Origin of the sequence: Vibrio sp. Of14-4 (assembly GCF_022347625.1) — a bacterium.
In the GTDB taxonomy this organism is placed as follows: Bacteria; Pseudomonadota; Gammaproteobacteria; order Enterobacterales; family Vibrionaceae; genus Vibrio; species Vibrio pristinus.
In genome coordinates, this window is the sequence record NZ_JAKRGI010000009.1 from 118,286 (window position 1) to 141,552 (window position 23,267).

Genomic DNA, 23,267 nt, shown 5'->3' on the forward strand with positions numbered 1-23,267 from the left:
TCTAGAGTGATATAAACACCAAGCGACAATAAGTCGTTTGCAGTAATAAATTGGTGACGAAGAAAATGTCAAAACGTGATTTTTACGAAGTATTAGGCGTAGGCCGTGATGCATCAGAGCGCGATATTAAAAAGGCGTACAAGCGCCTTGCAATGAAATTCCATCCCGATCGTAATCAGAGTGATGAGTCTGCTGCAGAAAAATTTAAAGAAGTAAAAGAAGCGTACGAAATCCTGCTTGATCCCCAGAAAAAAGCAGCTTACGACCAGTATGGTCATGCTGCCTTTGAGCAAGGTGGCATGGGTGGCGGTGGTTTCGGTGGCGGCGGAGCTGGTGCTGACTTTGGCGATATTTTTGGTGATGTGTTTGGCGATATCTTTGGCGGTGGTCGTCGAGGTGGTGGTCAGCAACGTGCGCAGCGCGGTGCCGATTTACGCTATAACATGGAATTGTCGCTGGAAGATGCTGTGCGTGGTATCTCTAAAGAAATTGAAGTTCCTACTCTAGTTAACTGTGATGTTTGTGACGGTAGCGGAGCGAAAAAAGGCTCAGCACCAGAAACGTGTGGTACTTGTCATGGACACGGTCAGGTGCAGATGCGTCAAGGTTTCTTTGCCGTTCAGCAAACCTGTCCTACTTGTCATGGTAAAGGTAAGGTAGTCAAAGACCCATGTAATGCATGTCACGGTCAGGGCCGTAAACAGAAGACCAAAACACTCAATGTTAAGATCCCAGCAGGTGTAGATACTGGCGATCGCATTCGCTTATCTGGTGAAGGCGAAGCAGGAGAAATGGGTGCGCCAGCGGGTGACTTGTATGTTCAAGTACATGTCAAGGAACACCATATTTTTGAACGCGATGGCAACAACCTTTACTGTGAAGTACCAGTGAGCTTTGCAATGGCAGCTTTAGGCGGTGAAGTGGAAGTGCCGACATTAGATGGTCGCGTCAACCTTAAAGTACCAACTGAAACGCAAACTGGCCGTATGTTCCGTATGCGAGCTAAAGGTGTTAAAGGCGTTCGTGGCGGCGGCGTCGGTGACTTGATTGTGAAGTTGGTAGTCGAAACGCCAGTGAATCTAAGTAATCGCCAAAAAGATTTGCTGAAAGAGTTTGAAGAGTCTTGTGGCGGTGAAGCCGCAACCAAACATAAGCCTAAATCAGAAGGCTTTTTCAACGGCGTCAAAAAGTTTTTTGATGATCTGACTAGCTAAGTATTAGCCTGATTATAAAGCCTGCATAGATTGCAGGCTTTTCTATTGCCAGCATTCTTGGGGAAACGCCCTGTTATTTGCGTCAAGACTAATATAGTCAGTATTATTGCTGACAAGGCAGTCATCAAGAGTTTGCTGGCTCTGCTCTTGAGCAATCGCTTTTATGACATAGGGAGAATCAGCGCTTGCCTGTATTTCAAATATGAAGCGTTCTGGCTCAGAGCGACAAATGAAGCATTTTCCGTTAGAGATTAAACCTTCCCAACTGTAACCCTTATCATAACCATGCTCTATTTCTAGTTGTAGCTTAGTAAGATCGCTCATGGCTGCCGTTCTGTGCGCTTTCCTTACTTGTTGCTGATAATTGGGGTAAGCAAACAGTGCAAGTAGACTCACCAAGGCGACAACAAACAAGAGTTCGATTAACGTCATTGCCTTTACACTTTTCTTACTCAATTTGCAGTAATTTACAAGCATTGTCTCGAATCCTATCTATTAGCCAACATGAGTTATTGTTGAGCAGTGTTAGCATCAAACCAAGTATGGTTTTGGGCACCTTGCTGCTTGCAGGAGAAGTTGAGAAATGACTCGTGGATTTACCTTATTGGAGCTGGTGATTGTCATCGGATTGATAAGCATGACTCTTTTATGGGCAATCCCCAGTTTTCGCTCAGTGTCAGAAACGGCCAATATGACTCGCCTTGCCAGTGAATTATATGGATTTATCGTCCAGGCTAAATCGCAAGCGAGATTACGAAGGCAGCCTCTGTGGGTTCATATTTTTCAGTCAGGCCAAAGTTGGGAGTTAAGACTCTCGGATGATAAGGATAGAACACAAGGAATGCTAATCACAAAGCTCTCTGGCTTGTCATTTAAAGGTATTTCTCTTTTTTCAAATCACAGTGCTAATCGGATCAGTTTTGATGCTAGCCACGGCAGGCCTAAAAGTGGGAGCTTGGTTTTTTACCCGTCACTTAGCCCTGAACTTAGCCTTGAACTTAGAACCCATTTCCGTTCAGCAATGGTTCGTGTATGTGCGCCGAACACCCCTCATTTAGGCTATGACGTATGTTAAAGCCCAAAAGTTACTATCAGGGAATGAGCCTTGTTGAATGCCTTGTGTCAGTGGCAATCAGTCTGATACTGATGGCGACACTAGTGAGTTTGCTGCTGCATAATGCTCAGATAACAAATTCGGGTATTAAGCAAAGGCTACTGCAACAGAGCACTCACAGTGTTAGCCAAATGATAAAGCATGATTTATATCGCGCGGGTTATGGCGGTGAACTAGGCCAAGTGATTAAAATCTCAGGCGCCGACAATGTGTATCATTGGCTGCAAAACTCGGCGAATTCCTTGGTAAGTTATGCATACCTTGCTGGTGAGCTAGGCTCAAAGGAAGCTTACGTGAATGTGGTTTATCAACGTAATAATCACTACCCAAACCAGCTTAGAGTTTGCGAGGTTAAGCTACCTAGGGTGATATCAGTGACGGAAGCTGCCAACTTTAATGCCTACTTTGGTAATCGGTGTAATACCTTGTTTGACAGTAAGCAAATAATGGTAACAGCGTTTGAATTAAAGAGCGAAACCATTCCATCTAGCTCGCCTTCATCTACTTTGCTCACGGTATCAATAACAACCGCTCTTACCGATTTGCCAGAGCAAAGCTTATCTGTCTCGTTTGTCCTTAAGCCGAGAAACTCATGAGATGAAGACTCAGTCTGGCGCAACAAGCATTATTATGACTAGCTTAATGATGAGTCTCATTCTTGTATTTGTGATGACCAGTGCTAAGGGGATATTTTATCAACTTAAGGACAGTAATAATCAAATAGACAGCCGTCGCTCCTACTGGCGAGCAGAAGGAGGACTTGAATGTGCATACGCCAAGATGCTAGCCAGTCGAAAGCTCACACATAACTTTGGAAGTTGTATCGAATTACTTGATTTAGATGAGTTAAGCGCTGAGCGAGGACGCCCTAACATTATTTATTCACGCAGTGGCTTTGTGACCTTATCCAAAGCTTTTTACTTGCCCAGGCTACAAATAAAAAGCCCAATCACTACTCGTTCACATTTGTTGGTGAATGGCAATTTAAAAGTCAGTCCTCATGTGGGAGATAGAATAAATAGCGCCGAATGGGAATGTTATTCGATTCGCTATGCTGGAGACTTGTATGCACTAAGCTATGCCACAAGCCCGATTATGTTGCAGCAAGTGAGTGAACCAAATACTTCCCATGCCGATGTTCTCAATGACCCAAAATGTGCTGATTCACATTTTACTCGCTTGGCATGGCAAGCTAAAGATACCCAAAAAGATTTTCTTTTTAAGCCAGAAGTAGATCCGTTTGAGGAAGTGTTTAATCTTGGCCGGAGCCAGTGGTTTACGATAATGTCTGATACCTCGAGAATTGCTCACGTTCCAATAACCTTGACCAATGAGCTGCCACCCAAAGCTTCTCTTCTTCCAACACCCAGGTTTAACGATTCATGCGCCAGTCAAATACTTACTTTAATCAGATCGTTTCATGATTTGATTTGGGTATATGGCGGATGTGAGCTTTTGGAGCAGGATATCGCTTCTATTAACCTTGCCATTGAACGCTATTTAGATTCGGGTTTACTGCTGGTGTTACATAATGGCATTGTCTCTATATCTTCGCAGCAACCTCTTAATGGGGTTATCTACCACTTAGTGACGTCAGACTCGTTACAATTTACCGATTGGCCCAAAACAGCAAACGATAAGCCACCTTCGCGTGTAAGCCAAACCATAGCGCAATTACCAACAGCTCAGTTTAGTAAACAGCAAATCAGTTATTTTCAGCATGGCAGCTTTTATCCGCTTGGAGGGTTGATCCTTGATGCGCCTAATTATTATGCCGTGGTTAACGGTGAACTGAACACCAAATACAGTCAGAGTATCAGCGAATCAGTCGCCAAGTATTTTCATTCGCTAAACTGGGCCCGAGGTGGTTGGTATGATCTTTAATCAAACAGGGATGAGCCTTATCGAGGTTTTAATCGCGCTTGTGATAGTTGCCGTTGGTGCAATTGGACTGGTTAAGCTCCAAGTTGATGTTGAAGTTAAAAGCGAAACCGCTAACCAACGGCTTATAGCACTCAATCTGGCAGAGTCCCATCTAGAAAGGTTTGCAGCCAATCGAATTTGGCCTAAAGACTGCCACCTAGCATCTAAATGTACCGCGCCTGAAAATGGCTATTTTCAGGTTCATTGCACAATGGAAGCTGTGATCCTTGATGGTACTCAAGTGAACAAAGTTCAAGTGGAAGTGTGCTGGCAAGAGCGAAATAGACACAAACAATCGGTCACACTTGATACCTTGTTTGCTCCGCTGCCTTAAATCTCCTAGTTTTAAGGAAAGTTTGTGTCAATTGGCGTACTTTTACTTATCTTGGGTTAACTGTAAAATTACCCCGTCGTTAATGAAATAGTTAGGAGCGCTTTTGTCACAGCCTCAATTTAGTGAACAAGATCATCTTTTTATGCGCAGAGCAATGGAGCTGGCGGCGCAGGCTGAGCAAGAAGGAGAAGTGCCTGTTGGCGCAGTATTGGTCAGAGAAGGCGAGATCATTGCCGAAGGTTGGAATCAATCGATTGCTCATCATGACGCGACGGCTCATGCGGAAATGCAAGTACTGCGCAAAGCAGGCCAGACAATTAAAAATTATCGACTACTTGATACCACACTTTATGTCACACTTGAGCCTTGCCCCATGTGCGCGGGCGCTTTGTTACACAGCAGAGTGAAGCGGATAGTTTTTGGTGCACCAGATCTAAAATCAGGCGCAGCGGGTACAGTGCTAAATCTATTTGAGCATCAAGCAGCCTACCATTATGCCGAGGTAGAGCAGGGGCTATTAGAACAAGAATGTCGGTTGCAACTGCAAGCTTTTTTCAAGCGCCGCCGAAAAGAGAAAAAAGCACTAAAACAAGCCAAGGAATAAAACTGTGGGTATGAGAGTCTGTTTCTTTTTATCACTAGCTAGCGTATACGGGTAACAGACTCTATGTAGTGGGTAATAATATAGAGTTACTAGGCGCAGATTAACTGCATAAAGGCTCTGTGGCGAGCGATAACTTTTTTCCTATTATTGCTTAGCATTCTTTTACGACGATTAGCTGCAACAGTTTTACTTAGGCGTCTTGACTGAACTTTGCGTCTACGCATGAAAACACCCTCCTATTTGGGTTGAAATAAACACAAGTTACTATGTATGGGCGCAGAGCAATAATTCAAGTGCTAAGGAGCACTTGAATTATGAAGCTTTAGTTACTCTTGAGTTTGCTCTGATACTGGTTGTGGAAGGGTCTCACTTGCATTGGAAAGTGAAGCGTCTGGAAGTTCAATCACTGCAATATCATCAACGTTATTGTCACTTTTTTCGATTGGTTTTTGATCAATGTGGCCTATGATACTTTGATAATAACGACGAATGTTTTCGACATAGTTTTTCGCCTCGTCCCCTCTTGCGTAGCCGTATTTGGTTTGGCTAAAGTATTTCTTCTGTCTCAATAAGGGCAATCTGTCCTTAACCTCCACCCAAGAGTCGGGGCTGGCACCTTGTTTTTTGGTTAGTCTTCTTGCATCCATCATATGCCCGTAACCTACGTTGTAGGCAGCGAGAGCAAACCAGATTTTTTCATGTGTCGCAATAGAGTCGGGGATGCGAGACACCATGCGGCGCAGATATTCAACGCCGCCTCGTACCGACTGTTGAGGGTCAAGGCGGTTAGTCACTCCGACACTTTTAGCTGTAGGCAAGGTCAGCATCATCATACCGCGTACTCCGGTCGGCGATTTTGCTTTCGGGTTCCAGTGAGACTCTTGATAAGCCAATGCTGCGACTAATCGCCAGTCAAATTCATCCGAATATTGCTTAAATAGCGGTGCCCATTGCGGCAATTTAGAATTGAGAGCGCGGATAAATGCGCGGGTATCGACGTAATCAAAGCTACCTATGTGGCCAATGTATTTCTCTTCAAGAGACGCAAGGTGGCCAGATTGTTTGGTGTAGCCAAAAAACTCAATCAGCAGAGCGTAAAGGCTTTCGTCTTCAGAGCGGCGTACAAACCATGAAATCGGTTGATCTTCAGTAAGCTCGAACGCCACGGCAATCTCTGGATAAACACGTTGTGACAGTGACAATTCGACCGAATCGGCGACGGTGAACATCAGCTCACCTTGGGCGACTTGTTTGAGTAAATCACTGACTTCAGCTTCGGGATCAACCTCGAACACAAAATCTGGGTGGTCCTTTTCTCTTAGTGTATTGAGTGTTTTTTTAACATGCGAGTCGCTGACGATTTTAAGCTTAGCTTCTTGTTCACCATCAGCATCATGTCTACTGACCAACTGCTCCAGCGTTCTTGGTCGCCAGTTGCCTTTTTTATATACAACTTGCTGACTGACATAGTAATAAGCAGGACCCGGTCTAAAACGTTCCGTGCGCTCAGGGGATGAAATCAACCCTGCTGCTATGATGTCAATCTCTCCTTTCTCAAGGGCAGGATAGAGTGATGAAATGCGATACGCGGGTTTCATCTCAAGTTGAACGCCGAGTTCATTGGCGAACTCTCGCGCCAATTCGTAATCCAAACCAGCAGGACCATCTGGACCAATATAGTAAGAAATCTGGTTGTTTAATGTTCCGACGCGCAAGACGCCGCGTTCACGGATCTGGTCTAAGTCGCTTTTAGGCTCAGATTCGATTTGGCAGCCAGACAGCATCAAGGCAGAAAACAGCAGTGCGCCAAGATATGTCATAGGGTTTAAGTAATGCTTCTTCATTGACCACATTCTCATACTTCCATTATGAGCATTTATATCAAAGTGTCGTGACAAGGCAAGCCAATCAGGCCCCGTTGCGACGAAAGATTTGAAATTACGATTGTTGCGGTAATTCAAATTTGCTGAAAAAAATGACGCAAACGGTTGCTTTTGGTGTTACATCACAAAAATAAATCCTTTATAATGCGCTCGTCACACAGAGGTAGCATCGGCATAAGTTTGCAAGGTATTGATATAACCTTCTGAATTTATTCCCATATTACCTTAATATAAGAGACCTAAGCACATGAGAATTTTGCGTGGCTCCCCAGCTCTTTCTGAGTTTCGTGTTAACAAACTACTCGAACTTTGCCGTGAACAAGACTTGCCTATTATAGGAGTTTACGCTGAGTTTATGCATTTTGCTGATCTAACTGAAGACCTAAACGCGTCTGAGCTTGAGAAACTTGAAAAGCTTTTGACTTATGGGCCAACGATAGAAGAGCATGCGCCTCAAGGTCTGTTACTTTTGGTTACTCCGCGCCCTGGTACCATCTCACCTTGGTCTTCTAAATCAACCGATATTGCCAATAACTGTGGCCTAGAAAAAATCAAACGTCTAGAGCGTGGTACGGCTTATTATCTGCAAGCATCAAGTCAGCTATCTGACGCTCAACTAAACCAGGTCAAAGCCATTATTCATGATCGCATGATGGAAGTGGTGTTTACTGAACTTGAATCGGCTGCGGCACTATTTACAGTTGCAGAGCCTGCACCGGTTGCGGATGTGGATATTCTCTCGGGCGGACGCGCGGCGCTTGAAAAAGCTAACGTGTCGCTTGGTTTGGCCCTAGCAGAAGATGAAATCGATTATTTGGTGGAAAACTTTACCAAGCTTGGCCGTAACCCCAATGATATCGAGCTTATGATGTTTGCTCAGGCAAACTCAGAGCACTGCCGTCACAAAATCTTTAATGCAGATTGGACGATTGACGGTGTTGAGCAGCCTAAGTCTCTGTTTAAGATGATTAAAAACACTTATGAGACAACACCTGAGCACGTACTATCAGCGTATAAAGATAATGCAGCGGTAATGACAGGCTCAAAAGTTGGCCGCTTCTTCCCTGATCCAAACTCGCGTCAATATACTTATCATCATGAAGATGCGCACATCTTGATGAAGGTTGAAACTCACAACCACCCAACTGCTATTTCTCCATGGCCAGGTGCATCGACAGGTTCTGGCGGTGAAATTCGCGATGAAGGCGCAACCGGAATTGGCGGTAAGCCTAAAGCGGGTTTAGTAGGTTTCACCACTTCTAACTTACGCATTCCAGGTTTTGAGCAGCCTTGGGAAACCGATTTCGGTAAGCCTGACCGTATTGTTAACGCGCTAGATATTATGCTTGAAGGCCCACTTGGCGGGGCTGCGTTTAACAATGAGTTCGGCCGTCCTAACCTACTAGGTTACTTTCGTACCTATGAAGAGAAAGTGACCTCACACGCTGGTGAAGAGATACGTGGTTACCACAAGCCAATCATGATCGCTGGTGGTATGGGCAATATTCGCGATGAGCACGTACAGAAAAAAGACATCCCAATCGGCGCGAGCCTGATTGTGCTCGGCGGCCCTGCGATGAATATCGGTCTTGGCGGTGGCGCCGCGTCGTCAATGGCATCTGGTCAATCAGCGGAAGATTTAGACTTTGCTTCAGTGCAGCGTGAAAACCCAGAAATGGAGCGTCGCTGTCAGGAAGTGATCGACCGCTGCTGGCAGCTAGGCGATAAAAACCCTATTGCTTTTATTCACGATGTGGGCGCTGGCGGTATTTCTAATGCTTTGCCTGAGCTGGTCGATGATGGTGAGCGCGGCGGTAAATTCCAGCTGCGTGATGTGCCAAATGATGAGCCGGGAATGAGCCCGCTTGAGATCTGGTGTAATGAATCTCAAGAGCGTTACGTACTGGCAGTGGCGAAAGAAGACATGCCTGTTTTTGAAGCCATTTGTCAGCGAGAGCGTGCGCCATACGCAGTGGTTGGTGAGGCGACAGAGGAGCGCCATCTGACTCTAGAAGATGCTCACTTTGATAATACGCCTATCGACATGCCAATGGATATCTTACTTGGCAAGCCACCTAAGATGCATCGTGATGCGACCACGCTTAAAGTCGATAGCCCTGCGATTGAGCGAGAAGGTATCGACCTTAGTCAAGCCGTTGATCGCGTATTACGCCTTCCTGCGGTTGCAGAGAAAACCTTCCTCATCACCATAGGTGATCGCTCGGTCACAGGTCTAGTTGCTCGCGACCAAATGGTTGGTCCTTGGCAGGTGCCTGTCGCAAACTGCGCAGTCACAGCGGCAAGTTATGACACTTACCACGGCGAAGCTATGTCAATGGGTGAGCGCACCCCCGTCGCTCTACTTGATTTTGCTGCTTCTGCTCGCTTAGCCGTGGGAGAGTCACTGACCAATATCGCTGCCGCTGATATTGGCGATATTAAGCACATTAAACTCTCTGCTAACTGGATGTCGCCAGCGGGCCACCCAGGTGAAGATGCCGGCTTATATGAAGCGGTAAAAGCTGTTGGTGAAGAGCTTTGTCCGGCGCTTGGTTTGACCATTCCCGTTGGTAAAGACTCAATGTCTATGAAAACCCAGTGGCAGGATAAAGGTGAAGATAAGCAAGTGACCTCACCGCTATCTTTGGTGATCACCGCCTTTGGCCGCGTAGAAGACGTACGTAAAACCGTGACGCCGCAGCTGCTTACCCCCGCGACGTGTGAAGGGCTAGGTGAAACATCCCTCGTGCTTATTGATTTGGGTAACGGCCAAAACCGCCTTGGCGCGACCGCACTCGCGCAAGTTTACAAGCAATTGGGCGATAAGCCTGCGGATGTGGATAATGCTGAGCAGCTTAAAGGCTTCTTTGATGCGATGCAGACTCTGGTTCGCAAAGATAAACTGCTGGCTTACCATGACAAAGGCGATGGTGGCCTTGTCGTCACTCTGGCTGAAATGGCTTTTGCTGGTCATTGCGGCGTACGGGTTGATCTTGCCAATATTGCCAGCGCATCAGAGCAAGACGTCTTGGCGACCTTGTTTAACGAAGAACTTGGCGCTGTAGTGCAAGTGAGCAGCGATGAGCTTGACTCGGTGCTGTCTACTTTAGCCGCTCATGGCCTTGAGAACTGCACGCACGTTATTGGTAGCGTAGAGGCATCAGATAAGTTTGTCATTACATCCGGTGATGAAGTAGTACTTGATCGATCTCGCACTGAACTTCGCACTATTTGGGCAGAAACTACGCACAAGATGCAAGCGCTGCGTGATAACCCAGCGTGTGCTGACCAAGAGTTTGCAGCTAAGCAAGATGACAATGATCCTGGCTTGAATGTGTCTTTAAGCTATGATGTTAACCAAGACATAGCAGCTCCTTACATTGCTATAGGCGCTCGGCCTAAAATGGCCATCTTGCGCGAGCAAGGGGTGAACTCTCATGTTGAAATGGCCGCAGCTTTTGATAGAGCTGGCTTTGACGCTGCCGATATTCATATGAGCGACATCTTGACAGGTCAAGCAGCGCTGGGTGAATACCACGGCCTTGTGGCGTGTGGCGGCTTCTCATACGGTGACGTATTAGGCGCAGGTGAAGGCTGGGCGAAGTCTATCTTGTTTAACGATGCGGCTCGTGAGCAATTTGAAGCCTTCTTTACCCGTGAAAATACCTTCTCACTAGGTGTATGTAACGGCTGTCAGATGTTGTCGAACCTTAAGAGTTTGATCCCGGGTGCAGAGCTGTGGCCGAGGTTTGTTCGCAATGAATCAGAGCGTTTTGAAGCGCGCTTTAGCTTAGTTGAAGTGCAAAAATCTGACTCTGTCTTCTTTGATGGCATGGCAGGCTCTCGCATGCCAATCGCGGTTTCACACGGTGAAGGACGAGTGGAAGTAACTGGTAGCGATCACCTTGCGGCAATCGAGCAATCAGGCACAGTAGCGGTTCGTTATGTCGACAACTTTGGCAAACCGACTCAGCAGTACCCGAATAACCCCAATGGTTCGCCAAATGCCATCACAGGTTTAACCACTCAAGATGGCCGTGTCACTATTATGATGCCGCACCCTGAGCGTGTTTTCCGCACTGTGGCGAACTCATGGGCGCCAGAAGGTTGGGGTGAAAATGGCGCTTGGATGCGTATGTTCCAAAATGCGCGCAAAAACCTTGGCTAACTGAGTAAGGTTTAAAATCACAAACTCTAAGCGCAGGTCATTGGCCTGCGCTTTATTTTTTGTTTCATTAAATGTCGGTGATTAGGAAAACAACTTGTTTTTGATATAGTAAGCAGGTTAATACGCTAAGGAAAATCAATGAGCCTAGAAAATTTTGAGACCATGGATACCTTTATCCTACTAAGTATGGTTAACATGAAACTTCGCGATGAATTTGGCGATTTAGACAGCTTGGTCACATTCTATGATATCGATAAAACCAAGCTGGTGGAAAAGCTTGCCAAAGCGGGGTTTGAATATTTAGCCGAAGCCAAGCAGTTTCGCTAAGCCTTTAGCCGCCTTTAATGGCGGCTGCCTAAATCTTCATCTTGTGCTTGCCCTTGTATCATTCGAGTCAGCTCCTGACAGCGCACAATTTTTCCCTCAAAAAGAGTGAAGTGGGCAATTACCTCAAACTTGACACTATCTCCATCCGCCTTATCGGCAGAGACTTGGTGGTGAGTAAACACATGCTCCCCTTCGGCTGCGCAGGCAAGTATAGACACGCGCCTATTTTTTGTGTCTTCTTTCAGCTTAGCCACATGTGCGACAAATTCGGCGTAGCCTAACTCCAAACCATTGACGGTTTGTCGATAACTGGGCGCAAAGTATTGCTCAATTTCAGCTACATCAAATTCTGGGTTGGTCAGCAGCACTTGCAGCGCATTTAAAGCGATTGTTTGGTTGTCCATGCGTTTTCTCCTCATCGTTATGGATGGGATACAGATTAGCGAAACAATCACTGGCAAGATTTCGATATTAAGACAACAAGTTTACTTATTCGGCCAAGGTATAGTGGGGAAAAAATTGTGATGTTTGGCCATTCCAAATGAAGTATTAGATAGAAAATTCTCTTATTTAAGATCGCTACAATGTAAGCGCCTGAAGCAATAAATAAAAGCAATAAATTTATTGTGAGCAATCTCTAATCATAAAATTGATTTATTGAATGTATATAAATGTAAATTACAATCCCAGTCTGGTAATTATTGTGTCAATTTATCTACTGATACAGAGCAAGTTGATGGCGGTGTCGGCCATCGTATACGGAGTGGGAAATGGCGAAAAAGCCTTACCTAATAGCAATGGTTGCACTGGTACTTTCTGGTGTAGCGATCTTTTTTCTTTCAGCACCTAGCCCAGAGCCAAAGCCTCTTGAACAAGATATACCTGTCGAGGCTAATGTATCCGGCTTGCCTTCGGTGACATTGAGCAGTGAAGCTAATTTCCCTTCTCCGGTTATTGCGCTTGCGCAAACCCTTGCTCATGGCATGGTGGAAGTGGAAAAGACCAAGCTGCCATTACTCAGTGGCGAGTTAAACCAATTTTCACAAACTAACATCGCCGAGGACTATGCCTCACCCCAAGAGTTAGAAGACTTAAAGCAGCGGCTAAACAAGCTGCCCTCTTCGAAGCCATAACAATTGCACCAAGTGAAAATCACATCAAGAAAATTAAACCAAGGCTGAGCAAAGACTTAGCTACAACCTATTTAGAATAATTAGCAGTGGCATCTATGAAATCAATCCGTTTGACGCGCGCTTTGCGTTTGTCTCTTACCAGCTTGTGTCTCGGAAGCATGGCTTCTTCGGCATTCGCGCTGACCTCCGGTGCGGGAAAAAGCATCGAATTATCTGGTGAGTTTGCCGCCTCTGGTGGTGAGGCAACTTATTCCCTTCCTTTGTCTGTCTCGCCGGGTCGAGCAGGGCATCAACCTTCTTTAAGCCTTGAATACCGCAGTGACTCACCCAATGGCATGTTAGGTATGGGCTGGAGCATTGGCGGCGTGTCGGCCATTTCTCGTTGTGGTCAAAACCTTAATAAAGATGGTCGTTGGGGTGGGGTGCGTTTTAATGGTGATGATAGATATTGTCTTGATGGCAAGCGCTTAATTGCCGTGTCTGGTCGTGATGGTGAAAACTTAACCGAATACCGACTGGAAAATAATGGCTACTCGAAAATTGTCTCCTTTGGCCGCGCGGGCAATGGCCCTGCCAGCTTTAAAATCTGGTACAAAGATGGCTCGGTATACGAATACGGCGTGACTCAAGATGCCCGTGTTGAGCTACCTGCTCAGGCACATGCCTACAAATGGGCGCTGAATAAAATTACCGACAGCAGCAAGCAAAATCATATTAATTTTGTTTACAGTGAAGATAATGCGGCGGGCAAACATAAGCTAGCAGAGATTAATTATGTAGGCGGTAAGGTAAAGTTTGTTTATGAATCTAGGAGTGATCAAGTCTCACAGTATCTATTTGGCGGCTTGCTCAGGCGCAATGAGCGTCTGAAGACAATCAGTACATTTGATGCTAATGATATTCAAATCGGCAGTTATAACCTTAACTACCAATATTCAACGACTTCATCTCGAAGCCTAGTAAATAAAATAGACTATTGCAGCAATGGCCAGTGCAGTACAGAGGTTAAGTTTACTTGGAATCATACGGATCCGAATACAAAGCGTTCTAAAAAACTTGATTATCGCTATAGTGATAATCGCGGTTCACCATACTCAAAAACTTATGAATTTAGCTCTGTTAATTTTTGGGACATAGATAGAAATGGGGTAAGTGAACACTATGGCAACCTAGTGAATGCTCCTAAAACATTTTCTGTTGGGTCAGGTAGAAAACGAGACTATGGGCCAACATTGTCTGTTGGGCTAGATAAAAAACGAGGCTTTGGGCCATATACTTTATCGGGCACTTGATAAACCAGTACTGGCTTATCTTGATAATCGTAAACCAGGTATGAAGGATAAAAATACTATTCGTTCGTACATGCCCAATGTAGATGGTGTTTTCTCACTCTACTTTTCGGACCAAACTCCCGTTGACCTTAATGGTGATGGTAAGCAAACGCTTATTTATCCCCCCGTAATGTTAAATGCTCGATCTTCCTCACGGAGGTTCTCACCTATCCTTGGTGTGACTGATATAGATAATGATGGTAAAGATGATTACTACCTCATAGCGAGTAATGGGCGTGATATTCAGTTTCATCTTTCTAGCAAAGGCCATCGCCCATTTAAGATCAAAGGAAACGGTTCGTTCGAGATAGATGATCTAAATAATGATGGTTATAAAGATTTAGTTATTGTACAAAAAAATAATGCTCGTCATGTAGGTGTTCGAAGTTACCTTTTCGATGGTCATAGATTTGTGAGTCATAGTAGGATTTCCAATTTGGATAGTCGTGGCTCTGGCTCTGTATTAAAGGTTGTTGATTTTGATAACGATGGTTATCCAGAAGTTAATATTGCTGGTGACTTTTACAAAAATCGATTTGGTCGTATAGATTTTTCTACACGATTAGGCTCTCACACTCTAGGTATTCAACAGTCACTTGATTATAACTCTGATGGTCATATGGACTTTGTAAGACAAGATAATGAAAAGGTATATCTTGTCTCTTCAAGCCCTTACCCAACTGACAAAGTAGCAAAGATTGAAGAACTAGCCGTTGAATACAGTGTTACTTATAAAGTCGCAACCGATACGAGTGTGCATACACAGGAACGTTATTACCAGTTCCCTTTTGCAAATACTACACCGACTGCGTACCTTGTCTCCAAAGTAACCAAGCAACCGAAAGGTTACGCGCCAATTACTTATGACTACCACTATTCTGGTGCAAAGAGTCACCTAAAAGGAGGTGGCTTCCTTGGTTTTAAAACCATTACAGAAACCGAAACCGCCGATGTGGTAACTGTGACCAAAACCTCTTATGCACAGCAACCTCTGGCGTTAAAAGGCAAGATTTCTTCTCTTGAATTAAGCAAAAATGGGCATAAAGTTTCTCATATTGATTATCAATACAAGGTCAACACACGCCGCGGCTATAATGCTAACTATTATCAGGTTTATGCCCAAAATGAAGTAAGAAAGGAGTTCTCACTTGGCAGTGATACGGTTGAGAAGCAAGAGTCGATAACTCGAACGTCGGACAGCTTTGGTAACTTGATGGAAGAGACCAAAGTGATATCCAGTGAACTAGAAGGCGCTGGTCAGTTTACCAGTCATTTTCAGTTTGAATATGTATCGGAAGGACTGAACCAAAACCACTATATCTATGATATTACCAGTGTCAGTAATATTGATAATCTAGATCAGACGCTTAAAAACTTTAAAGCGGGGATGACGCGTTACTGTGGTACTAATGGCGAAGTGTTTTTCTCACCCAACGATCATTTTGTTCTCATTCATGGTGAAGTCGATATCCCCATAGTATTAGAGCGCTACAACCACTATTTCAAATACCAAACCAATTCCTACAATGTCGATCTTGATGGTCTAACCATTTATCAAGGCCAACTCGTCAATAGTAATGCCGGTGAGTTTGCATCCGCCAATGTGAGGGCTTGCGGCAGTTATTCATACAAAGACTACGATGGAGACGGTAATATGGAGTTTACCACTGCAAACCGCACCCGAGTCGAGTCTGTGGGCCAAACGGGTAATAATTATTGGAAAATAGGCGCAATAAAGCGAGCCATATCAACCATTGTTGATAATAGCACTGACTTAAAGCGCACGGTTGCCAATGACTATGCGTACAATGCCTCAGGCTTTATGATTTCTGATCGTATGAGCAGCTCTGATTATGATTCTAATGGTGAAGTTGCTCAGTCGGCTAAGTTTGTCACCCAGCATTATGGTTATGATAATTGGGGTAATGTCACCAGTGAAAGTATCGAAGGTACGGATTTAAAACGCCGCGAGCAAAGCACCACATTTGATAGCCAAGGGCTGTTTGCTATTGCTGATACTAACGCCGAAGGTCATCGCAGCCGAGTTAAGTACGATGCGCAGGGCCGACTGGTTCGAACCATTAGCGCACTTAAAAATCGCACCAGCGAATTTAGCTATGATGTGTTTGGCCGCTTAAAAACTGAGACTTTACCTGGTAAAGGCAATGTTAACCGGAGCGAATATCAAATTGGCGGCGCATGTGGCCAATACGCTACCGAGCAAACCGTAAGCTGCGTCACCACCACGCTGGGCGCAGGTGGTCAGGTGATTACCCTATTTGACTACGCAGGCCGTGAGGTTCGCAAGCTACATACTGGCTTTAGTGGCCAGTTGGTGGTAGTCGATACCAAGTGGGACAGAAATGGGCGCAAACTTAGTGTTACTCGCCCGCAGTATGCTCACCTTACTGAGCCAGCGCCTAAAGTTACGTTTGGTTACGATGCGCTTAATCGTGAAATTAGTAAGCAAGAGCCAGCAGCAGGTGGCGGCATTGCTGGCTTTACTACGCGTTATCAAGGCTATAAAACCAGCGTCAAAGACGCGCGCGGTTTTACCCACAGCACCATAACCAACGTGATGGGCCATATTCTGCGCAAAGAAGAGCCAGACAGCGCTTATCAAACCTATTTGTACTATCCAGATGGCAAGCTTAAATCCAGCACAGATTCGGCTGGTAACACAACCCATATTCGCTACGACAACTTAGGCCATCGCCGCTATCTTGATGACCCAGATATGGGCAAATGGGATTATGTCTATAACGCCGCTGGTGAGCTGATTTATAAGCGCGACGCCAACGGAACAGTCACCACAACCGAGTACGATGATTTGGGCCGTAAAACCAAACAGGTTGAAGCGGGTAAAGTGTCGACCTGGCGCTATGACGAGCGCGGCGCGCTGGGTACTTTGTCAGGGTTTGCCGGTAATGGCAGTGAGACGGATTACTACTACAATGCGTCGGGTTTAAGTGAAGAAGTTTCGGTTAAAGTAAAAGGTGAAGTCTTTAGCACCTTCTATTACTACGATGACTTTGAACGCGTGACGCGCGAAGTACGCCCGAATGGCGCGGCGACCACCTTGGCGGACGCGGCAAAACAGCTAAGCTCGGCCAATAAAAAAGACCGACTAGCGGTTGAGTATGTGTATAACCCTTATGGCTATCAATCTGCGGTGCGCAGCCCAAAAACCTACGCCGATGAAGTCTTTACCAGCAGTAAGTTCCGCGACGATATCGCCAAGCTACTTGATGCTGCCAAGCAGCAAGCCGCGCAATATTTAGCCAAAGCCGAGCGCTACTCTCAGCAAACCTCGTTTTTTAGCGATAAAGCGGCGCAATACAATGCTAAAACCGTTAATGTTCATACTTTAGATGCCAGCTCGCTAGCGCTACTTAAAGACGGTTATCGCTACAAGCAGTGGTGTAATGAGCAAGGGGAGTGTTATTTAAGGCCTGGTGCTTGGGTGATGCTGCATGATGATGTCACCATTCCCATTGATGTTACCTTGGAAGGGGCGATCTATCGTTTAAATACCGCGCTGGCTAATCGCACTGGCAATGGCACTCGTTACTACAATGCCACGGTTCACCCTGTACCAGAAAGTGAGTTTAATGGGCAAAACCTAAGCTCTGCACATGATTATTTGCTAACCGATTACGACGGTAATGGCGTAAAAGACTTGATGAGTAATCAAGATATCTACATCGCCGAGGCTGATGCCAGTACCCGTGAAGAGCTGCTGTTTAGCGCCGATGATTTAGAAAAAGCGGCGGTTGTGGCGAGCTCGCGTTATAAATTCTACACCGACTTGGCCCGTGAGTTGATTGAGCTTTCTGAGCAAGTGGCGAGGTTAAGCGGTCAATACTGTCAATATGCTAACCAGCTGGGTGGCAATCAAATTGATAGTGCGAAACGTTCTAGTTGCCAAAACAGCCAGCAATCAAGTCAAGCCGATCACCTTAACTTGATTTTGACTCAGTCACAGTTGGCCGATTCAACCCAAAACAAAGCCTATGTGTATTACTGGCAAAGGCGAGAAACCGATGCTTACGATCATACCCTTGCGGAAACCTTGGGTAATGGTTTAGTTAATACCTACAGCCATGATGCCAATACGGGGCGACCTAACTATATTACCACCCATAAAGCGAGCGTGTTGTTTGACCCAAGCATTCGCCAAAGCACAGCGAAAGGGCGCAATATACGCTTTATCCAATATCGTTATGATAATCATAATAATGTCACCTACCGCTACGATGAAAGCTTAGGTATTACCGATACTTGGCAATATGATGGGCTTGACCGCGTGGTGCACAATAAAGTCTCACTGGCTAGCAAAGACAGACATGGACTGAATAACCCAGATTTTGCTGGGCCGTTTAAATATCAATACGACAAACTCGGTAATATCAAATACAAGAGCGATATTGGCCGTTATGAGTACAGTGGCCGCAATGCTGGGCCTCATGCGGTGACTAAGGCTAATGGCCTACATTACCAATACGATGCTAATGGCAATATGCTAAGGGCTAGTGCGAGTGGCAGCGCGCAAAATGAGCGTGAGCTGGAGTGGACGGCCTTTAACAAGCCAAGCAAGATAGTGCGTAACGGTAAAACGGTGGAATTTTTCTACGACGCCAACCATAACCGCTACCTAAAGAAAAACAGCGATGGCATCGAAACCTTCTACTTTGGTAAGAGTTACGAGCGCATTACCGATAGCAATACAGGGATCACTCAGCACAAACACTTTGTGTACGCCGATGGCAAGTTAATTGCGCTTAATACCCAAAGTATGGATGCCAATAACCAGCTAAAAGATAAGCAAATCCGTTATTTACACTATGATACGCTTAACTCGGTCGATATGATCACCGATGGTTACGGCAATGTGGTTGAGCGCCGCAGCTACGACACTTGGGGCAAGCAGCGCAAAGTGACTTGGCGTGAAGAGGGCCCGCAAGATGTGGTGCAGTCGGTGATCACCAACCGTGGTTATACTGGCCATGAAGAGATCACTGAAGTCGGTCTGGTGCATATGAATGGCCGAGTCTATGACCAAGAGCTAGGGCGCTTTATTAGTGCCGACCCATTGGTGCAGGCGCCTTATGAAACCAATAGCTTTAATCGTTATTCTTATGTATGGAACAACCCGCTGAAATTCACTGACCCTACGGGTTTCAAAACATATGAATACTCGCGTCATAAGGAATACTCTAATGGTTCGGGTGCAAGAAAACGTAAAGATAATGGTAAAGACTCGTATATTGATGCCAAGGATAAATTCGCTCCTGATGCACAAAAAACAAGCCGGAAAGAAAATGATAGTAATGTGACAGACACGGTTCGTGTTAAAGATGGAAGTTGGCAGCATGAAGAATACCGAAATGGTAAAATTGAGCCTCGAGATGATAGTATTCCTGGCAGGTATCAACGAGTTGATGTTATACAGATTTCGAAGAGGGTCAGTGAGAGTTTAGCCACTACAACCAAGCCTGCTGATGGTTCCATTGATGATGGTTTTAATAAATTTGTAGATGCAGGCCAGATCCTAACTAAAACACCTCAAACAAAGATTGCTGTAGAAGCTGCAAGGGCGGGTGTAAACCACTCCAACCGAGAAACGTATGTGGAAGAAACAGTTCGAACAACAACTTATAGCACTACTAAACAAGAGGCCTTACTCGATACAAAAACAGGAAAGCTACACCGTATGGGGGATAAAAAAGATCATAGTTTGAAAGTAGAAGTGCGAAAGTCAGAAGGTAAAGAGTCTGTAGATAAGCCTGCTGGCACACCAGAATCAGAGAAAAAAATATTATGAGAAATATGCAATTACTTATTTTCGTTATCTTAAATTTAATTTTATCAACATTGCCCGTAAAAGCAGCGATGAAGAAAGTTAATCTCGAAGAGACAGGTATTGAAGAGTTCTTTCCTGCTTGTACGGAAAAACCTGATGCCATCTGTGTAAAAACAATTCAAGTTGGAGAAGAGAACCAAGTATTTATATCTATTTTTGTTGATATTGATGCAATGTCTCAGTTTGACGGGGATGGTACTTCTGAAAAAATAGATGGTGTTTTAGGTGGTATGAGTCTTTTCTTAGCACTATTTAACCCAAGACACCCGAAACCTCCAGGTGCCGCTAATGATTATGTTAAACTTAATTTAGATGGTGGGAATTCAGAAAATATTGTGATTTTAGCAGAGGCGAATCTGAATAAGGAGAAATACTCTGGATTTGCATTTCTTCGTAGTGATAATAGGCGTGTTATGAGAGTAAGTGAAGCTAAGTTAAGCCCTATCGATTTATACAAAGAAGGAAAAGCTAAGTATAAATAAAACACTCAAAAATAATAAACTCAGGCCTTACTTTCACTTTTATTTACACTGAAGGTAAGGGTTTTTATATTTAACTAGATCAGACTGAGTTTTACGACGAGACCATTATTAAAAATACCTAAATGGGGTCAGGTCTTGCCTTTTACCCCTTTATTTGAATTTGAGGTAAGGCAGTTTAGTTAATAGGTTAAGTGTTTTTCACGGAGGAAAAATGAGCAGACCATTAAGGGTTGAATTTGCTGGTGCGTTATATCATGTGACGTCTCGTGGTAATGCACGGCAACCTATATATCTAGACGAGCAAGACTTTACTTTGTTTATGGAGGTATTGGCAGATACCTGCCAGTAAGCAAAGAAACGTAAACGGGGTCAGGTCTTGCCTTTTGCCCCCTTTATTTGAATTTGAGGTAAGGCAGTTTAGTTAATAGGTTAAGTGTTTTTCAGGGAGGAAAAATGAGTAACGATTACCTTGTTCAAGGGCCGAAATAAAAGGATAAACGAGGTCATAGAGTAAACGGGCTTATATATGTCAGCCTCGTATTGTAGTAGCGTGTTTTTATTTATTATTAGGAGATTTTAATGAAGTATTCAGGGTTCTTTTTTTTACTAGCATTGAGCACATTTAGCAGCATTGCAGGTAGTTGTAAAAACTGTAAAGTGGCATCTATTGGTACTGGGCCTTACTACGGCGAGAAATGTATCGATACCAATGATTGTGCCGTCGTAAAGGTAAGTGGTGGAAATTTAACGAGAGCTAGCTGCAATAACTATACAGCGTGGCATTATGTCCTAGATTTATCCACTGAAACAGGAAAGGCTGCCTATTCACAATTAACGGTTGCCTATACAACCGGTGCACTTGTGACAATTCACGGTCGCGATAGTTGTGAATCGTATAAATCTAGTGGAGGTATAGAAGACTTTCTTTACATGTATTACACACAATAAACGCACATACATACATACATAAACGGGGTCAGGTCTTGCCTTTTGCCCCCTTTATTTGAATTTGAGGTAAGGCAGTTTAGTTAATAGGTTAAGTGTTTTTCAGGGAGGAAAAATGAGTACTTTACTTTATTTATAGAGGTATTGGCAGATACCTGCCAGCGCTTTAATTGGGTGGTTCATAGCTATTGTTTAATGACAAATCATTATCACTTGCTACTAGAAACGCCCGATGGAAATTTAAGTCAGGGAATGCGCCAACTTAATGGTGTTTACACACAAAAATTTAATCGAAAACATCGGCGAGTAGGGCATTTATATCAGGGTAGATATAAAGCAATACTGGTTGATAAAGAAGAGTATTTGCTGGAAGTAGGTCGTTATATCTTACTTAATCCAGTACGAGCTGGAATGGTTGATGCTCCAAACGAGTATGAATGGAGTAGCTGGCACAATACAGTCGGTGACAAGGAAGCTCCAGACTGGTTAGCAATAGACCAAACATTGCTCTCGTTCAGTCACAATAGAGCGGTTGCCAAGCAAAAATACCAACAATTTGTTTTAGAGGGGGTTGGTAAGGGGTTATGGCAGCAGTTGAAACAACAGGTGTATTTAGGTAGTGATGAGTTTGTAAGCCAACATCTGCCGACAAGAGATTTAGAAGTTGGAGATATGCAAGAAATTCCTGCTAAACAACGACGATCTAAGCCATTGCCGCTTGAAGAATATGAACGATTGGAGGCTGATAGAAATAGTGCAATAGTGGCAGCGTTTATGAGTGGTGGTTATACCCAAAAGCAAATAGGTGATTACTTTGGAGTACATTATTCACGAGTTAGTCGTATTGTAGCAAAAAGCAAGACCTGACCCCTTTTGGGTTAACTGACCCCTTTTGGGTTAGTTTGAGCAATCTCTAATCATAAAATTGATTTATTGAATGTATATAAATGTAAATTACAATCCCAGTCTGGTAATTATTGTGTCAATTTATCTACTGAATGAGTAAATGTTAGAAGTTAGTACTGGGTATTATGTGCTTTTGAGCTTGGGGTTCATAATCACTCCCCATATCATGTCTAGATTTTTTGAAGGAAGCTTTATTTATCACATTTTATGTAACTGTATTGTATACCCGTTACTGATTTTTGTCACTTGGGATATGTTTGCATATGAAGGTGAACTTAAAATAATTTCAATCTCTGGGAATAGGGAAGTTAACGAGATTATTGGTTTTTTTTCTTTCATATTAATGGTTTTTTCAAGTGTTATAGCAACTTATAAAGATGCTAAAAAAATGCAAGCAAAGAGATTTAAATAATGTAAGAAATAAACACTCAGGTCTACTCCCCACCTTTTTTTCATTGAAGATAAGGATAAAGATATATGAATTCAGGAGCACATCAAGCATTACAGAAGCTCAGTAAAGATATACTAAAATTAAACTACAAGGGTTCTGCTATCTTTTGTGGGTACAAATATTATATACCTAAAAGCTGGGTGAAATCACAAGGACTTTCTGTGATGATATCTTTAGAAGGAGCTAGCGAGTTTCTCGGTGATTTTTTTGAAATATTCAATGAAACGTATAATGAGAAATTTTATTTTTTTCCCGAGCCGAATGACAGCGATGGCAATAGTACCGAAGTACTACCTTTTTATTTTACCGATGAGGTTATGTATAACGAATCTTATTATGATCTTTCAGGTGTTTTATTGAATAGCTTTTTAGTTTTTAATCAAAGTCTAGATACTATATTTTATGTGGCTTCAGATGATATGTTATTCGCGTTCGGAGATTTGGATAGATTGGAACGTATATTTGAATGCTCGTTAGAAGATAACAAGGAAGACATGATTAATTATGTTGAAAATGACGATAGCGAATTTTTCTGTGCTGATTATTACTGGGGGCCATACTGGAAATCATAACGGCCCTAAACGGGACC

The 23,267-nt window shown here is 44.0% G+C and carries 20 protein-coding genes; 16 read left to right on the forward strand and 4 right to left on the reverse strand.

Features of this window, described 5'->3' with window-relative positions; all coding sequences use genetic code 11:
- Window positions 1–65 precede the first annotated feature (65 nt).
- On the forward strand, window positions 66–1,214 hold the full coding sequence (dnaJ, locus tag MHN79_RS10840) for a molecular chaperone DnaJ (protein ID WP_239172900.1): 1,149 nt from the start codon (window positions 66–68) through the stop codon (window positions 1,212–1,214).
- A 42-nt stretch (window positions 1,215–1,256) separates the two neighbouring features.
- Here dnaJ and MHN79_RS10845 read toward each other — a convergent pair whose 3' ends face one another.
- Complete coding sequence (locus tag MHN79_RS10845) at window positions 1,257–1,691, reverse strand: type IV pilin protein (RefSeq protein WP_275436243.1); 435 nt, start codon at window positions 1,689–1,691, stop codon at window positions 1,257–1,259.
- Window positions 1,692–1,797: 106 nt separating this feature from the next.
- Here MHN79_RS10845 and MHN79_RS10850 point away from each other — a divergent pair, with 106 nt between their 5' ends.
- The 5 genes from MHN79_RS10850 to tadA all read left to right on the forward strand — a co-directional run bounded on the left by MHN79_RS10850 (window position 1,798) and on the right by tadA (window position 5,189).
- Window positions 1,798–2,289 carry a GspH/FimT family pseudopilin gene (locus tag MHN79_RS10850; protein ID WP_239172902.1) on the forward strand — a complete coding sequence of 164 codons (492 nt, stop codon included), beginning with the start codon at window positions 1,798–1,800 and terminating at the stop codon, window positions 2,287–2,289.
- Window positions 2,283–2,924, forward strand: coding sequence for a prepilin-type N-terminal cleavage/methylation domain-containing protein (locus tag MHN79_RS10855; RefSeq protein ID WP_239172903.1), 642 nt, complete (start codon window positions 2,283–2,285; stop codon window positions 2,922–2,924). Before MHN79_RS10850 ends, MHN79_RS10855 begins: the two co-directional genes overlap by 7 nt.
- A gap of 1 nt (window position 2,925) precedes the next feature.
- Window positions 2,926–4,212, forward strand: a complete 1,287-nt coding sequence (locus MHN79_RS10860) for a hypothetical protein (protein ID WP_239172904.1) — start codon at window positions 2,926–2,928, stop codon at window positions 4,210–4,212.
- Window positions 4,202–4,585, forward strand: a complete 384-nt coding sequence (locus MHN79_RS10865; RefSeq protein WP_239172905.1) for a prepilin-type N-terminal cleavage/methylation domain-containing protein — start codon at window positions 4,202–4,204, stop codon at window positions 4,583–4,585. Before MHN79_RS10860 ends, MHN79_RS10865 begins: the two co-directional genes overlap by 11 nt.
- Before the next feature lie 103 nt (window positions 4,586–4,688).
- Window positions 4,689–5,189, forward strand: a complete 501-nt coding sequence (gene tadA / locus MHN79_RS10870) for a tRNA adenosine(34) deaminase TadA (RefSeq protein ID WP_239172906.1) — start codon at window positions 4,689–4,691, stop codon at window positions 5,187–5,189.
- Window positions 5,190–5,278: 89 nt separating this feature from the next.
- Here tadA and MHN79_RS20895 read toward each other — a convergent pair whose 3' ends face one another.
- Entirely contained in the window at window positions 5,279–5,413 is a 135-nt protein-coding gene (locus tag MHN79_RS20895; protein ID WP_257791841.1) for a hypothetical protein, read from the reverse strand.
- A 102-nt stretch (window positions 5,414–5,515) separates the two neighbouring features.
- Window positions 5,516–7,033, reverse strand: a complete 1,518-nt coding sequence (gene mltF / locus MHN79_RS10875) for a membrane-bound lytic murein transglycosylase MltF (RefSeq protein ID WP_239172940.1) — start codon at window positions 7,031–7,033, stop codon at window positions 5,516–5,518.
- Between the two features lie 286 nt (window positions 7,034–7,319).
- Between mltF and purL the strand changes: the two genes are divergently transcribed.
- Together purL and MHN79_RS10885 are read left to right on the forward strand one after the other, a co-directional pair.
- Window positions 7,320–11,240 (forward strand): phosphoribosylformylglycinamidine synthase, encoded by a 3,921-nt coding sequence (gene purL / locus MHN79_RS10880; protein WP_239172907.1) that lies wholly within the window; start codon window positions 7,320–7,322, stop codon window positions 11,238–11,240.
- 138 nt (window positions 11,241–11,378) lie between these two features.
- Window positions 11,379–11,567 carry a DUF4250 domain-containing protein gene (locus MHN79_RS10885; RefSeq protein WP_152429742.1) on the forward strand — a complete coding sequence of 63 codons (189 nt, stop codon included), beginning with the start codon at window positions 11,379–11,381 and terminating at the stop codon, window positions 11,565–11,567.
- A 14-nt stretch (window positions 11,568–11,581) separates the two neighbouring features.
- Here the strand turns inward: MHN79_RS10885 and MHN79_RS10890 are convergent, their stop codons facing one another.
- The gene (locus tag MHN79_RS10890) at window positions 11,582–11,971 is read right to left on the reverse strand and encodes a nuclear transport factor 2 family protein (RefSeq protein ID WP_239172908.1); all 390 of its coding nucleotides are present in this window, start codon (window positions 11,969–11,971) and stop codon (window positions 11,582–11,584) included.
- Between the two features lie 366 nt (window positions 11,972–12,337).
- Here MHN79_RS10890 and MHN79_RS10895 point away from each other — a divergent pair, with 366 nt between their 5' ends.
- The 8 genes from MHN79_RS10895 (at window position 12,338) to MHN79_RS10930 (ending at window position 23,250) form a co-directional block, all read left to right on the forward strand.
- Window positions 12,338–12,700, forward strand: coding sequence for a hypothetical protein (locus tag MHN79_RS10895; protein ID WP_239172909.1), 363 nt, complete (start codon window positions 12,338–12,340; stop codon window positions 12,698–12,700).
- A gap of 95 nt (window positions 12,701–12,795) precedes the next feature.
- Window positions 12,796–13,992 carry a SpvB/TcaC N-terminal domain-containing protein gene (locus tag MHN79_RS10900; protein ID WP_239172910.1) on the forward strand — a complete coding sequence of 399 codons (1,197 nt, stop codon included), beginning with the start codon at window positions 12,796–12,798 and terminating at the stop codon, window positions 13,990–13,992.
- Complete coding sequence (locus MHN79_RS10905) at window positions 13,964–19,855, forward strand: RHS repeat-associated core domain-containing protein (RefSeq protein ID WP_239172911.1); 5,892 nt, start codon at window positions 13,964–13,966, stop codon at window positions 19,853–19,855. The genes MHN79_RS10900 and MHN79_RS10905 overlap by 29 nt, the downstream gene beginning before the upstream one ends.
- Entirely contained in the window at window positions 19,852–20,376 is a 525-nt protein-coding gene (locus MHN79_RS10910) for a hypothetical protein (protein WP_239172912.1), read from the forward strand. Before MHN79_RS10905 ends, MHN79_RS10910 begins: the two co-directional genes overlap by 4 nt.
- A 211-nt stretch (window positions 20,377–20,587) precedes the next feature.
- Window positions 20,588–20,725 (forward strand): hypothetical protein, encoded by a 138-nt coding sequence (locus MHN79_RS10915; RefSeq protein WP_239172913.1) that lies wholly within the window; start codon window positions 20,588–20,590, stop codon window positions 20,723–20,725.
- A 230-nt stretch (window positions 20,726–20,955) separates the two neighbouring features.
- Window positions 20,956–21,324, forward strand: coding sequence for a hypothetical protein (locus tag MHN79_RS10920; protein WP_239172914.1), 369 nt, complete (start codon window positions 20,956–20,958; stop codon window positions 21,322–21,324).
- A gap of 141 nt (window positions 21,325–21,465) precedes the next feature.
- On the forward strand, window positions 21,466–22,188 hold the full coding sequence (locus MHN79_RS10925) for a transposase (protein ID WP_275436244.1): 723 nt from the start codon (window positions 21,466–21,468) through the stop codon (window positions 22,186–22,188).
- Between the two features lie 516 nt (window positions 22,189–22,704).
- On the forward strand, window positions 22,705–23,250 hold the full coding sequence (locus MHN79_RS10930) for a hypothetical protein (protein WP_239172915.1): 546 nt from the start codon (window positions 22,705–22,707) through the stop codon (window positions 23,248–23,250).
- Window positions 23,251–23,267: the final 17 nt, after the last annotated feature.